This is a genomic window from Phenylobacterium sp. (assembly GCF_036495085.1).
Classification (GTDB): Bacteria; Pseudomonadota; Alphaproteobacteria; order Caulobacterales; family Caulobacteraceae; genus Phenylobacterium.
Map to the genome: position 1 here is coordinate 1 of NZ_DASXNL010000045.1, position 11,578 is coordinate 11,578.

Here is an 11,578-nt window from a genome sequence, read left to right on the forward strand (position 1 = left end):
GGCTACTACCTCTATCCCGTCTTCCCGTGCCTGCTGCTCGCGCTGGTCGCGACCCATCTGACGAGCAGCGCGGCGGAGCGGCCGTCAATCTCCTGGCAGGCGATCGCGGCCGGCGCCTGCGCCGGCGTGACCGCCCTCATCCGCTATGACGTGGGCTTTTTCCTGCTGATCGCCAACCTCGCCACCATTGTGGTCTTGGTCGCGCGTTCGACCGCCGAGGCGCGAAGTCGACGCGTTCTGGCGGCGTTGGTGGCCTATGTGGCGGGCACGGCCGCAGTGTTCCTGCCTGCCGCCCTGACCTTCTTGATCGTCTCGCCGGTGAGGCCGTTCGCCAACGACATCGTTGACTACTCGCTGAAGTACTACCGGGCTATGCGCGGCCTACCTTTTCCGGGCCTGCGCGACATGCGCAAGAACGCTGGGGACGTGGCGGTCTATCTTCCGGTCCTCGCCGTCGGGCTGGCCATGGCGGCCTTGGCGCTACGCCCCCGCGGGCGCTCAACGCACGCCACTGCGGCGTCCTTGAGCAACGACTCTGTTCCCTATCTCCTCGCGTTCACAGCGACGGCCGGCATGCTGTTTCTCAAGGGCATGGTGCGGGTCAGCCCAGTGCACATGACGCTTGCGATCGTGTCCTCACTGATCGTCTTGGCCATCCTGGTCGAGGACTGGGGACGGCGCGGAGCTCCGCTGAAGATCGCCGCCGCCGTGTTGGTGCTGTTGGCCGCCGAGCCGGCTGCGAGGTCTATGGCTCACGAGCTCCGCCTGGATGTGCAGGATCCCACCCGAACAGTGGCGGGCTGGCTCCTCGTCCCAGGCGAGGGGTCGCCGGCCGCAGGCGGATCCTGCGAGCAAGGACCCGCCTCAGGGCTTGCCCGGCTAGGATCAGATTACCCACGGGTGGCGACATTTATTGCGCGCCACACGCAGCCAGGAGAACCAATCCTGGTGGCCCTAAACCGCCACGACAAGGTCTTCATTAATCCCATAGGGCTGTATTTCGCGGCCGCCCGGCCGCCCGCCACTCATTGGCATCAGTTCGACCCGGGAATGCAGACCCGATCCGACATCCAGACCGACATGATCGGCGAGCTTGAGCGCCGGCACGTGCGGCTTGTGGTGCGAGACGCGACCGACGAGGGCGCCTCCGAACCCAACGGCAGCTCCGTGTCCAGCAGGGTATTCCTGCTCGACCGCTATCTGGCGTCCCATTACCGGCCGGTGGCCGCATCCGGCCCGGTGTCAGTCTGGTTTCTAAAGGGGGAGACGCCCGTCGCCTATGGCGCTCGCCAGGCCTGCGAGGCCTCGCCGAGCTGAGGATAATGGCGGTTCCGGGGTTGGTTGAATCGAATGCGATTGGCTGGGGGGTTCCTCGGGCGCTCGGATTCGAACTCTCCCACGGCCAGCCCAACGGACGGTTGGCAGGAGGGGGTCGTTACGTACGAGGGCGGTTGCGAACGCGACGCCATTGTCGTCGACCAGGGCAGGGTCGACGTGCATTCGCCGGATAATCGTTGGCACTCAGCTAGGAGCCTTCAGAGCAGCTCCTACGCCTTGTGCAGCGCTTCGGCCTGGTGTCGAGCGGGCCGGCCAGGCGAGGGCCTGGAACAGGCCGCGGGGCGTCTCGTCCAGCCCCGTCTGCGGCGTAACGTCGGGAACCTGGTAACTCCCGAGGATCACATCGAAAATTGGGAATAGTCCTGCGAAGTTGACGCCATAATGCTGAGGTTCGCGTGAATGGTGGATGCGGTGATAGGCTGGCGAATTCAGCACCCAGCTCCAGCGCCCGTAGTTAACTGCCAGGTTGGCGTGCGAGAAGTAGTGGTACAACGAGATCAACACATAGACGGCCAACGTTGAAGGTGTCGGCCGAAACGCGATTGCGGCGACGGGCCAGATGGTCAGGGCCTTGATCAGGACATCGCCCCAGAAGTGGCGGACCGTCGTCGAGGCGTTCATGCAGGGATCGGAGTGGTGCAGCGAGTGCATCCGCCAAAGCACCGGGATCGCATGTTGCGCCCGGTGGAACAGGCACTCCCCGAGGTCCATCGCGACGATGTAGGCTGCGGCCGCCAGGACCGGCGGCCAAGCGTCGACTGGGAAGGCGGGAAGGCCTGTGCGGCGGGAGAACGCTACCACTGCGCCCATCACCAGCGGCGCCGCGGATGCGGATGCAAAGTTCACCAACCAGATCGCCATGTTGAGCGGCCGCTGCCCAGGGTCCCGGCGCGCGGGAAACCTCCCCTCGAGAAGGGACAGGACACCGAGGGTCAACAGGTTCAGAAACATGTGGTTCGAGTCCTAACCCGCGCGGGTTTCGGGATGCTTACGGGGGCCCATCAATCATCCTCTTGGAACAATCCAAGCGCACCCTCGGAGCTGCCTCCGCGGAAGATCGCGGCGATCGTCTCGGCCCTGTTCGCTTCGGGATCGCCTAGGCCCGACGCAGAAGCCAGACGACGCCGGCGCCGAAGAGCACGACGACGGAGCCCGTCATCTCGACGAGGAACGTCGTTAGTTGATAATGGGTTAGCATATCTTTGTTATTCGTGCTGCCAGCACTGTTCACTCCGGAGGCGATTTTCGCGCATTCGCCCAGGCGAGCTGCGATGTAGCCCCTCAGTATCCCCGAACCGCTCACCGTATGGATGGGCGCTTGCTGGGATCGTAGACGCCGATCGCGATGCGCGAAAAACGGCCGCCGGCCCTGAAATGGTCAGCTCGCTCAGCCAAACGCGCGCAGTCCCGTTCATGATGCCCGTGACCCAGCGCCGATTACCTCCCGCGCGCCCGCCGGCGCCTTGATGTGCGGCGCGGCCCACGGGGTCCTCGTGCCGATCGCTGGGCGTCGACCCCTAACGCAAGGCGTCTGGCGACCCCTTTATCTGCGTACGCTAACGCTTCCGCTTGTTCCTCGCTAACGAGCGTGGGTTGACGATGGCGGCCGCCCCCGCAACGGTCTAGCTTGCGGCGTCCATAATGCGGGCGTGGGCCAATTGGGGTGCGTCAATGAACGCAAAGAGCTTCATCAGTTATTATCAGATCCTGGAGCTGGGCCCGAACGCCAGTCCAAGGACAATAGCCCGCAAATTTCGATACCTCGCCAGTCGATATCACCCCGATAATCAAACCACAGGAGATCGCTCCAAGTTTGATTTAGTCCTGGCCGCTTATGAAGTACTCAAAGATGAATTCAAGCGCGCCAAATATCATGACGAAAACAGGGATCATCTCCCGCCTCCATCTCATTCATTCGATGAAGATTTGGACGGTTCGGACGCCGAAGAAGACAGCGAGAACGAGAATATATTTAACGAAGACGAACAATTTATAGACAACATTGGAGTTGATAAAGACATCTCAATTCAAAATAATCTTCTTACGATGCTATATTTCCAGCGTCGAAGAAACATCAGACGGCCTGGAATTGGAAACGCCGAGCTGGAGTATTTATCAGGATGCCCGCATGAGCATCTTGAATTTCATATTTGGTATCTGAAAGAAAAAGGTTGGATCTCCACAGGAGAAGACGGCCTACTATCCATAACTGTAGCTGGCGTGGATCGCGCAGCTCTCATATCCCAAGGTGAAGGCGGCCGAAAACTCATCGTTGACCAAAGTTGAAAGCTGACATTGTACAGCATGCGCCGCGCCTGGTTTCCGCCGGAGTTCCGGGTGGGCTGACGGATGGCCATCCGCGCAGCCCTGCTGGCGCGCGTCCAACCCACTGACACGGGGACCCTGGCGGAGCGATCTTTGCGCGACTGGATGACGCAAGCCGGCCGGTGGGGACGCCCGCCTTCTGCCGCCAGCCGCAGTGAACATCGGCCGTCGCGATGAGCGGTCCTGACTCTCTGCAGCCTCTATGTGGGCTCGCTGCTTCGGACCGCTCCATCGCCCCTGCCGGCTTCAGGGTGACTGGAGGGCCGAAGGAGGAAGCCGGCGGCCACCAGGGCGGCGGCGAAACCAGACGCCGCCCCAACGCCGAGCGCCCAGCGGGGACCGAATGTGTCGGCGACCCATCCGACAATGGGCGCGCCGACCGGCGTGCCCCCCAGCGCGACGCCGATGCGAAGCGCCATCACGCGCCCGCGCATGGATGGCTCGGTCGTAAGCTGCATCAGGCTGTTGGTGGCGTTGGCGAAGGTCAAGGCGGCCGCGCCGATCACCACGAGCGCGCCGGCGAAGAGCCAATAGTTCGGCGCAAACGCGCCGAGCGCGCAGCCAACGCCGAAGACGCCCGCGCCGAGCAGGAGCGAGCCGAACCCGATCTTGTCGCGGCCGGCGGCGATCAACGCGCCTGACATCGAGCCGATGGCCATAATCGACGAAAGGAGACCGAACCCGCGCGCGTCCGCATGGAAGACCCGAACCGCCATGGTCGAGATGAAGATCGGGAAGTTCAGGCCGAACGTCCCGATCAGGAAAAGCATGACCAGGATCGTCCTGAGGTCCGGGCGGCCCCACACATAGCGGAAGCCTTCCAGGAAGCTTCCCTTGGCCCGCCTCGCCCGCGCGTTGGGGCGCAGCTCGGAGACCCGCAGCAGGGCAAGCGAGATCAGCACCGCGACGAACGAGAGCCCGTTGATCACGAAAGCCCAGCCCGTGCCGATCGCAGCGATGGTCAGGCCCGCGACGGCCGGCCCGACCAGCCGCGCGGCGTTGAACGAGGTCGAGTTGAGCGCGACAGCGTTCGGCAGGTCCTCGTCGCCGACCAGCTCGGCCACGAAGGTCTGTCGCACGGGGGCATCGAACGCGGCGGCGCAGCCCTGAAGAAAGGCGAGGACATAGACCTGCCAGAGTTGAACGACGCCGGCGACCGTGAGGCCGCCCAGGATCAGGGCCAAGGCGCCCATCGCCGCCTGGGTCGCGATCAGAAGCCTGCGCTGGTTGAGATGGTCGGCGGCGAAGCCGGTCCACGGCAGCAGGAGAAGCTGCGGCCCGAACTGGAGCGCCATAACCATGCCCACGGCCGAGGCGCTGTGGTTGGTCAGCTGGGTGAGCACGAGCCAGTCCTGGGCCATGCGCTGCATCCACGTCCCGACATTCGAGACGAGCGCGCCCGCGGTCCAGAGACGATAGTTAGGGTTCCTCAGCGAACGGAAGACGCCGCCGCCCTGGGTCCTCGAGCGCGATATCCTCAAGACCGGTGCGGCGCGTTGCCGCCGTGGAAGCGGCCGAAGTGCCGCGCCGAGAAGACGGCGAGGAGCAACAGGCCAAGGCCCAAGGCCGCGACATCCAGGACGTCACGCAACTCGAAGTCCCCTACCCGGCAGACAAGGAGGTAACCGGCGACGAGATTGAAGAAGCCCCAGAGCACGTTGACGGTCGAGGAGGAAAGACCTTGCCCCGGCGGCTTGGCGAACGGGCTCTGGAACGGGCGCCCCATCATGCCGCTGACGAGATGGGGAACGGCGTTGGCCAGGAACGCGCCGCCGAAGAAATAGGCCACGAGGTGAAGCCACGGCATGTCAGGCGCTCCTCGTCTGCAGGAGGTCTATGATCTCCTGGCTGGTTCCTGTCTCCCCGAGCCGCGGGAAGACGTTCCTGATGCTGTAGTCGTGGGCCTCGGGACGCATGTCGGTCATGGCGTCGATCGCCAGGGTGACGTTGAAGCCCTGCTCATAGGCCTGGCGCGCCGTCGACTCGACGCCCGTCCCCGTGGCGACGCCGATAACGACGACCTGGGTCACGCCTTCCGCCTTGAGACGCTCTTCGAGGTCGGTGCTGGCGAAGGCGCCCCAGGTCCGTTTGGTTACGACGATGTCGTGCGGCTGTCGGTCGAGATCGGGGATGAAGTCGGTGAAGCCCTCGGGAAAAGCGCCGCTGAAACGCCGCGGCTGCTCTGTGCGGCCGGGCGCGCCACCGGCGACGTTGATCAGCACCACCGGCAGGACGTGCTCACGGAAAGCGTCGATCAGCGCGCGGGCCCGTTTCACCACCTCGCCGATGGGATGGGTCAGCGGCGAGCCCACAATGCCCTTCTGGAGGTCGACGACCAGCAGAGCGGTCTTCGGGTCGAGGGTCGTAAGCGCCATGGGAAGTCCTCCTTAGACAGGTGATTTCACCAAGTTCGGGCCGTTCAGTCCTCGACGAGCCGGTTCAGCAGTCCGGCGGCTTTGGCGAGGACGTCCATTTCGTCGGTGGAAAGCTGCGCCAGGAGACTTCTCGACAGCCAATCCTGCCGTGCCGCGCGCCCCTCCTGGACCCATTGGCGACAGGCGTCCGTGAGCGACAGCAGGATCCGTCGCCCGTCGTTCGGATCCGGCGCGCCGATCACCAGCCCCGCGGAATTGAGCGCCGCGACGACCGTGGCCATGGACTGGGGGCGCATGCCTTCCGCGCGCGCGAGGCTCGACGTGGTCGCCGGACCCTCCTTTTCGAGGCGAAGCAGCACCGAGACCTGGGACGGCGTCAGGTCTCCGACGTCCGCCTGCTCGCGCAGCCGGCGCTTCAGCTTGCCAACCAGGGCCCGGAGTTCGGCCGCCAAGGTCGACGCGCGTGCGGTTAGCGACGGATCTGACGAAACTGCCATGGCACGTGCATCGCATATATACAGGTAAACTGTAAAGATGAACTTTACAGTTTACCTGCTGATCAGGCGGCTCTCTCGTCTCAGCTTCCAAAGGCGACAAAGGAGAGCCGCATCGCAGTGGAAGGTCGGCGCATCGCACAGCGGACGTTTCCCCGTTCGAAGAACATGACTACCCTCCTCGGCGCATGCGGGGGGCGAAGGCGTGAAGAAACCTGGATCAGGCTGGGCGAGCCGGCGGTCGTTCATATTCTCCGCCGCGGCAGTCTTGCTCATTCCCACAATCGGCCAGGCGCGCGTCTACCGCGCACCGCGCACACGCTTTGGGGCGCCCGACCTGCAGGGCCTCTGGACCAATGCCTCCTACACCGACATCGAACGCCCGCCCCAGTTCAAGAGCCTCGTCATCTCGCCCGAAGAAGCCCGCGAGGCCGAAGCGATCTATGCCCGCCTCGGGACGTTTGACCCGAACGATGTCGATCCCCTTGGTCAGAAGGACTCCGAAGCCTGGGAGACCGGCAATGGCCTGGCGCGCGTGCGTGGCGAGATCCGCACATCCTGGATCGTCGACCCGCCGGACGGACAACTCCCGTTTAACGAGGAAACCAAGAAGCGCTTCCACTACGACAGGGACACGAAGGACCGCCCGCCGAGGAGCCTCGACAATCCAGAGGAACGCGGCGTCACTGAACGCTGCGTGGCGTCCGAGGGCGGTTATCCGCCCAACCTGCCGAGCCCCGACGGCAACTACATGCAGATCGTGCAGACGCCCAACCACGTGGCGATGTTCATCGAGAAATACCACGATGCGCACATCGTGCGGCTGGGCGACGTGCGTCACGCCCCGCCGGCGGTCACCTCCTGGATGGGCGACGCCATCGGCCGCTGGGAGGGCGAGACCCTGGTGATCGAGAACACAAATTTCTGCGCCGCGGGCCTCTCCCGCTATGACCGACTGAAGCTCTCGCCGGCGGCCACCGTCGTCGAAAAGTTCACTCGGGTTAGTCCGACGGAGCTACTCTACGAATTCGCGGTCACCGACCCGACCCTCTACACCCAGACCTGGCGCGCCGAGATGCCGTTCCTGAAGGCCAAGGGCCCGATGTACGAGTACACCTGCCATGAGGGCAACTATGGCTTACCCAACATCCTGGGAGCGGCGCGGCGCCTGGAAGGCAAGACCATCGACGGCGTCGCCAAGGGAAAATAGGCGGAGCGCACACTCCGGAGCGCGCCCGGTGATGGCCGACCGAGCGCAAGGGGTGGGCTGGCCGTCAGGGTCGCAGTCCCTGCCTTAGACCGCCGGAACTCAATTCCTTTGCCTTGCAGCCAGCATAACTGGCGTACAGAACTGGGAACAAACGTGAAATCTGCGCGAATACGCGTGCGCAGATTTTGTACGCGTTAGAGGTCTTGCCAAATTTTGCCAAACACCTACGTTGCGGTCCATGAGCACGATGAACATTTCGCTGCCCGAGTCGCTCAAGACCTTTGTGGATGAGCAGGTCAGTGGTCGTGGTTACGGCACGAGCAGCGAATACGTGCGCGAACTCATCCGCCGCGACCAGGACCGGCAAAGCCTGCGATCCCTTCTCCTGGAAGGTGCTCGGTCGAAGCCCGCCGGTCCGGCCGACGAAGCGTATTTCGAAGGTCTGCGTGGCCGAGTGCGCCGTCAGCGCGCGAGCTAGTGCCCAAGCCGCTCATTCTGCGGGAGCTGGCGCAACGCGACATCGAGGAGGGGGTCGACTTCTACCTGGCCGAGGCGGGCGAAGCCGTAGCCATCCGGTTTATCGACGCGGTCGAAGCTACGTTCCGCGCGATCCGGGCTCACCCGGCAGCAGGCTCGCCGAGGCATGCTCATGAACTGGCCTTGCCAGGGCTCCGCGCCCGGCAGACCCCGAAATTTCCGTTCCTGATCTTCTACCTCGACGGCAATGACCAGATCGATGTCTGGCGAGTCCTCAACGCAGCCCGCGACCTTCCGGCGTGGTTACAGGAACCGTGAACGCGACCAACGAAGCACCGGGACTTGTGCAGCCGGCTCTCGGCACCGCGACCCGTGGCGAAAGTCTTCGTCATGGCCGATCCCTCAACCGCGCGCGCTGCCGGTGCGCGGCTCCAGATCGAAGACGAGCAGGGTCGAACTGGCGGTGGCGCAGAGCCGTCCGGCTTCGTCATGAAGCGTCGCCTCGGCGAAGGCCACGCGCCTGCCGACGGAGGTTACCCGGCCCACGGCGCGTACCAAGCCGCTGTCTTCGCTGAGCGGGCGCAAGTAAGACACCTTGAGTTCCAGCGTCGTGTGGCTGCGGCCGGGCCCCAGGGTGGACTGAGTGGCGATCCCGCAGGCGCTGTCGAGCAGCGCTGCAGCGTAACCGCCGTGCACGGCGCCAAGGGGGTTGTAGACGGTCCGATCCGGCTGGCCTTCGAACACCGCGCGCCCGCGTTCGACCTCGACGAGATCGAAGTTCAGCGTCTGGCCGATCGGCGCGCCCAGGCCGCCGCTCAGCTTGGCCTGGAGCTGCCCCAATCCGTCCAACGGTCCTGCGGCGGCTTCCTCCATGCCGCTCACCACGGCTCGTGGAACGGGCGCACCTCGGCGAGGAACGACCAAGCGTCGCGGGGCTGGTGCGCGAGATGGAAGACCTCGGCGGCGATCGACGCGGGAGAGGTGAAGATGTCATCCTTGGCGTCTGGCAGGCGTTGGCGCTGCCAGGGCACGTCGATCACCGCGTCGATAATGAGGTAGGCGACGTGCACGCCCTTCGGCCCGAGGTCGCGCGCCAGGGACTCGGCCAGAATGCGCTGGGCCGCCTTGGTCGGCGCGAAGCCCGCGAACGCCGCACGTCCCCGGGTGGCCGACGTGTTGCCGGTGACAATCACGGCGCCTTCCCCGGCGGCCACCATCGCCGGCGTTGTCAGCCGCGCGAGATTGAACAGCGCCATGGTGTTGATCTCGAAGTTGCGCCGTAGCGTCTCCGCTTCGATCTGGGAGAACGTGCCGAACGCCCCGCCGACCGCGTTGTGGACGACAACTTGCGGATTGCCGACGTCGGCGACGACGCGTTCCAGCGCCGAGGCGTCGGCCACGTCGCAAGGGGCGGCGATCGAGTCCGGGATCTCGTGCGCCAGCGCCGCGAGCCGGTCGGCGTCGCGGGCCAGCATGGCGACGCGATAGCCGCCTTCGGCGAAGCGGCGAGCCACGGCCGCGCCCGTGCCGGGTCCGACCCCGGTGACCAGCGCCAGCGGTTTGGTCGCGTTCATGCCGCGTCCTCCAGGCGTGAGAGTTCCTCGCGCACGAAATCGAGGCGGTCGTTCCCGAAGAACATCGCCTCGCCGACGAAGATGGTCGGCGAGCCGAAGACGCCCCGCTCGGCTGCTTCGTCGGTGTTGGCCTCGAGCTTGGCCACGACCTCGGGGCTGTCGATCCGGGCGGCGATGCCGCTCGCCTCGATCCCGCGCGCCGAGAGAGCGGCGACGACGTCGGCCGAATTCGCCAGCGTCTTCCCTTCGCTCCAGATCGCTTGGTAGAGCGCCATGGTGATGTCCTCGGCCTCTTGCGGCGTGGCGGCCGACAACACGGCGCGAGAACAGGCCTCGCCGTCGTTGGCGCGCATGTCCGACGGGTTGAACGCGATGCCGTAGCGCTGCGCCCAGCGGCCGAGGTCGGCTCGGGCGTAGCGCCCTTTCACGGCGCAGGTGATCGTGGTCGGCACGTTGCCGACCTTCTCCATCACCGCGAGAATCTTCATCGGCTTCAGGGCGACGGCGACGTCCATCTGCCGAAGCTGGGTGAAGGCGAGATAGCTGTAGGGGCTGCGGAAGTCGTAGAAGAACTCAATCGGCTGGGTCATCGTAGCTCCTCGGGACATTCAAAGAGCCGGCGAGCGGCCGGCCCGGGTGGGGGTGGGCGGCGGGCTAGCGCCCCTGGAAAACGGCCGCCCTGCGCTCCACAAACGAGCGGATGCCCTCGGCTGCATCCTCGGTGCCCATCACCCGTCCGCGGATCGCGGGGACGGCGTCGATGGCGGCGCGCTCGCCGGCTTCAATGAATTTGCGGCCGGCTTCCTTCGTGACCTGGATGCCAAGCGGCGCGTTCGCCGCGATCAGGCCGGCGATCTCCATCGCCCGCTCGATCTGGCGCCCCGCGGGCGTGACTTCCTGCACTAAGCCGATGCGCCACGCCTCGTCGGCGCCGAACTCGTCACAGAGCATCAGGTGGTACATGGCGTTGCCCCAGCCGGCGCGGGTGATGAAGCGGAAGTGCGCGCCGCCCAGTGGCGCGATGCCGCGCTTGGCCTCCATCTGGCAGAAGCGGGTTCCCTCAGCGGCCACGACGATGTCGCCGGCCAGGGCGATCTCGATGCCGACCGTGAAGCAGATTCCCTGCACGGCGGTGACGACGGGCTTGCGGCAATGGTTGCGCATCCCGAACGGGTCGATGTGGTCGTCGGGGATCGGGGTCGGCGTGGCGCCGGGGCCGAAGAATTTCGGCATGTCGAGGCCGGAGGTGAAGTCGTCGCCCGCCGCGCAGAGCACGCCGACCCAGAGCTCGGGATCGCGGTCCAGCTCGGTCATCGCCGCGGCGAGTTGAGCCATCATCGCCGGTACGAACGCGTTCTTTTTCGCCGCATTGTCGATAACGATCTTGAGGATGCGCCCATGACGTTCGCTGCGCACCCGCCCAGCGGGGGTCGAGGTTTCCATCGTCGGCGTTCTCCTCGCAGCAATCATCAGCATGATGTTTGTCATTCAGGAGAATGATGGATATAATCTTGATGTCAACCGGGAGGATCGCAAGATGGGTCACTCGCAAGCCGAGAAGGCGAAGAGTCGGGAGCGCATCCTCGCCGAGGCGGCGCGCCAGATCCGCCAGAACGGACTGGAGTCGGTCAGCGTCGGGACGCTCATGAAGAGCGTCGGGCTGACCCACGGTGGGTTCTATGGACACTTCGAGAGCCGCGAAGCGTTGCTGGCTTCAGCCCTCGAACGGGCGTTGCTGGAGGGAGAGGCGAAGGCGGGAGCACAGGCGCCCGGCGTACCGCCGCG

General features: G+C 65.2%; 15 protein-coding genes. 6 read left to right on the forward strand and 9 right to left on the reverse strand.

All coding sequences use genetic code 11. The features are described 5' to 3' along the window. A partial coding sequence (locus tag VGI62_RS06320) for a hypothetical protein (RefSeq protein WP_331503555.1) occupies positions 1 to 1,317 on the forward strand: 1,317 nt, incomplete at its 5' end. Positions 1,318 to 1,521: 204 nt separating this feature from the next. On the opposite strand, the gene VGI62_RS06325 is transcribed toward VGI62_RS06320, so the two are convergent. Then, on the reverse strand, positions 1,522 to 2,289 hold the full coding sequence (locus VGI62_RS06325; protein WP_331503556.1) for a sterol desaturase family protein: 768 nt from the start codon (positions 2,287 to 2,289) through the stop codon (positions 1,522 to 1,524). Between the two features lie 720 nt (positions 2,290 to 3,009). Between VGI62_RS06325 and VGI62_RS06330 the strand changes: the two genes are divergently transcribed. Beyond that, positions 3,010 to 3,624 (forward strand): DnaJ domain-containing protein, encoded by a 615-nt coding sequence (locus tag VGI62_RS06330; RefSeq protein ID WP_331503557.1) that lies wholly within the window; start codon positions 3,010 to 3,012, stop codon positions 3,622 to 3,624. A gap of 239 nt (positions 3,625 to 3,863) precedes the next feature. On the opposite strand, the gene VGI62_RS06335 is transcribed toward VGI62_RS06330, so the two are convergent. Genes VGI62_RS06335 through VGI62_RS06350 form a run of 4 tightly spaced genes read right to left on the reverse strand, consistent with a single transcriptional unit; the run spans position 3,864 to position 6,490 of the window. Further along, entirely contained in the window at positions 3,864 to 5,144 is a 1,281-nt protein-coding gene (locus tag VGI62_RS06335) for an MFS transporter (protein WP_331503558.1), read from the reverse strand. Further along, positions 5,141 to 5,470, reverse strand: a complete 330-nt coding sequence (locus VGI62_RS06340; RefSeq protein WP_331503559.1) for a hypothetical protein — start codon at positions 5,468 to 5,470, stop codon at positions 5,141 to 5,143. The genes VGI62_RS06335 and VGI62_RS06340 overlap by 4 nt, the downstream gene beginning before the upstream one ends. A gap of 1 nt (position 5,471) precedes the next feature. Then, complete coding sequence (locus VGI62_RS06345; protein ID WP_331503560.1) at positions 5,472 to 6,038, reverse strand: isochorismatase family protein; 567 nt, start codon at positions 6,036 to 6,038, stop codon at positions 5,472 to 5,474. A 44-nt stretch (positions 6,039 to 6,082) separates the two neighbouring features. Further along, on the reverse strand, positions 6,083 to 6,490 hold the full coding sequence (locus VGI62_RS06350) for a MarR family winged helix-turn-helix transcriptional regulator (protein WP_331503561.1): 408 nt from the start codon (positions 6,488 to 6,490) through the stop codon (positions 6,083 to 6,085). A 247-nt stretch (positions 6,491 to 6,737) separates the two neighbouring features. On the opposite strand from VGI62_RS06350, the gene VGI62_RS06355 reads away from it, so the two are divergent. The 3 genes from VGI62_RS06355 to VGI62_RS06365 all read left to right on the forward strand — a co-directional run bounded on the left by VGI62_RS06355 (position 6,738) and on the right by VGI62_RS06365 (position 8,537). Further along, entirely contained in the window at positions 6,738 to 7,742 is a 1,005-nt protein-coding gene (locus VGI62_RS06355; protein WP_331503562.1) for a hypothetical protein, read from the forward strand. Positions 7,743 to 7,989: 247 nt separating this feature from the next. Continuing rightward, positions 7,990 to 8,220, forward strand: coding sequence for a type II toxin-antitoxin system ParD family antitoxin (locus VGI62_RS06360; protein WP_331503563.1), 231 nt, complete (start codon positions 7,990 to 7,992; stop codon positions 8,218 to 8,220). Continuing rightward, the gene (locus tag VGI62_RS06365) at positions 8,220 to 8,537 is read left to right on the forward strand and encodes a type II toxin-antitoxin system RelE/ParE family toxin (RefSeq protein ID WP_331503564.1); all 318 of its coding nucleotides are present in this window, start codon (positions 8,220 to 8,222) and stop codon (positions 8,535 to 8,537) included. Before VGI62_RS06360 ends, VGI62_RS06365 begins: the two co-directional genes overlap by 1 nt. An 84-nt stretch (positions 8,538 to 8,621) precedes the next feature. Here VGI62_RS06365 and VGI62_RS06370 read toward each other — a convergent pair whose 3' ends face one another. From VGI62_RS06370 to VGI62_RS06385, 4 genes are all read right to left on the reverse strand, one after another. After that, positions 8,622 to 9,092, reverse strand: coding sequence for a PaaI family thioesterase (locus VGI62_RS06370; RefSeq protein WP_331503569.1), 471 nt, complete (start codon positions 9,090 to 9,092; stop codon positions 8,622 to 8,624). A 5-nt stretch (positions 9,093 to 9,097) separates the two neighbouring features. Continuing rightward, positions 9,098 to 9,793, reverse strand: a complete 696-nt coding sequence (locus VGI62_RS06375) for an SDR family NAD(P)-dependent oxidoreductase (RefSeq protein WP_331503565.1) — start codon at positions 9,791 to 9,793, stop codon at positions 9,098 to 9,100. Then, positions 9,790 to 10,383, reverse strand: coding sequence for a 2-hydroxychromene-2-carboxylate isomerase (locus tag VGI62_RS06380; protein WP_331503566.1), 594 nt, complete (start codon positions 10,381 to 10,383; stop codon positions 9,790 to 9,792). Before VGI62_RS06380 ends, VGI62_RS06375 begins: the two co-directional genes overlap by 4 nt. Positions 10,384 to 10,447: 64 nt before the next feature. After that, positions 10,448 to 11,236, reverse strand: coding sequence for a crotonase/enoyl-CoA hydratase family protein (locus VGI62_RS06385; protein ID WP_331503567.1), 789 nt, complete (start codon positions 11,234 to 11,236; stop codon positions 10,448 to 10,450). 94 nt (positions 11,237 to 11,330) lie between these two features. Here VGI62_RS06385 and VGI62_RS06390 point away from each other — a divergent pair. Continuing rightward, the coding region (locus tag VGI62_RS06390) for a TetR/AcrR family transcriptional regulator (protein WP_331503568.1) at positions 11,331 to 11,578 on the forward strand (248 nt) is incomplete at its 3' end.

What these genes read in the sequence shown, in the direction of transcription:
- VGI62_RS06325 (WP_331503556.1), bottom strand. Translation starts at nt 2,289, where the DNA reads ATGTTTCTGAACCTGTTGACCCTCGGTGTCCTGTCCCTTCTCGAGGGG.
- VGI62_RS06330 (WP_331503557.1), top strand. Translation starts at nt 3,010, where the DNA reads ATGAACGCAAAGAGCTTCATCAGTTATTATCAGATCCTGGAGCTGGGC.
- VGI62_RS06340 (WP_331503559.1), bottom strand. Translation starts at nt 5,470, where the DNA reads ATGCCGTGGCTTCACCTCGTGGCCTATTTCTTCGGCGGCGCGTTCCTG.
- VGI62_RS06345 (WP_331503560.1), bottom strand. Translation starts at nt 6,038, where the DNA reads ATGGCGCTTACGACCCTCGACCCGAAGACCGCTCTGCTGGTCGTCGAC.
- VGI62_RS06360 (WP_331503563.1), top strand. Translation starts at nt 7,990, where the DNA reads ATGAACATTTCGCTGCCCGAGTCGCTCAAGACCTTTGTGGATGAGCAG.
- VGI62_RS06370 (WP_331503569.1), bottom strand. Translation starts at nt 9,092, where the DNA reads ATGGAGGAAGCCGCCGCAGGACCGTTGGACGGATTGGGGCAGCTCCAG.
- VGI62_RS06375 (WP_331503565.1), bottom strand. Translation starts at nt 9,793, where the DNA reads ATGAACGCGACCAAACCGCTGGCGCTGGTCACCGGGGTCGGACCCGGC.
- VGI62_RS06380 (WP_331503566.1), bottom strand. Translation starts at nt 10,383, where the DNA reads ATGACCCAGCCGATTGAGTTCTTCTACGACTTCCGCAGCCCCTACAGC.
- VGI62_RS06385 (WP_331503567.1), bottom strand. Translation starts at nt 11,236, where the DNA reads ATGGAAACCTCGACCCCCGCTGGGCGGGTGCGCAGCGAACGTCATGGG.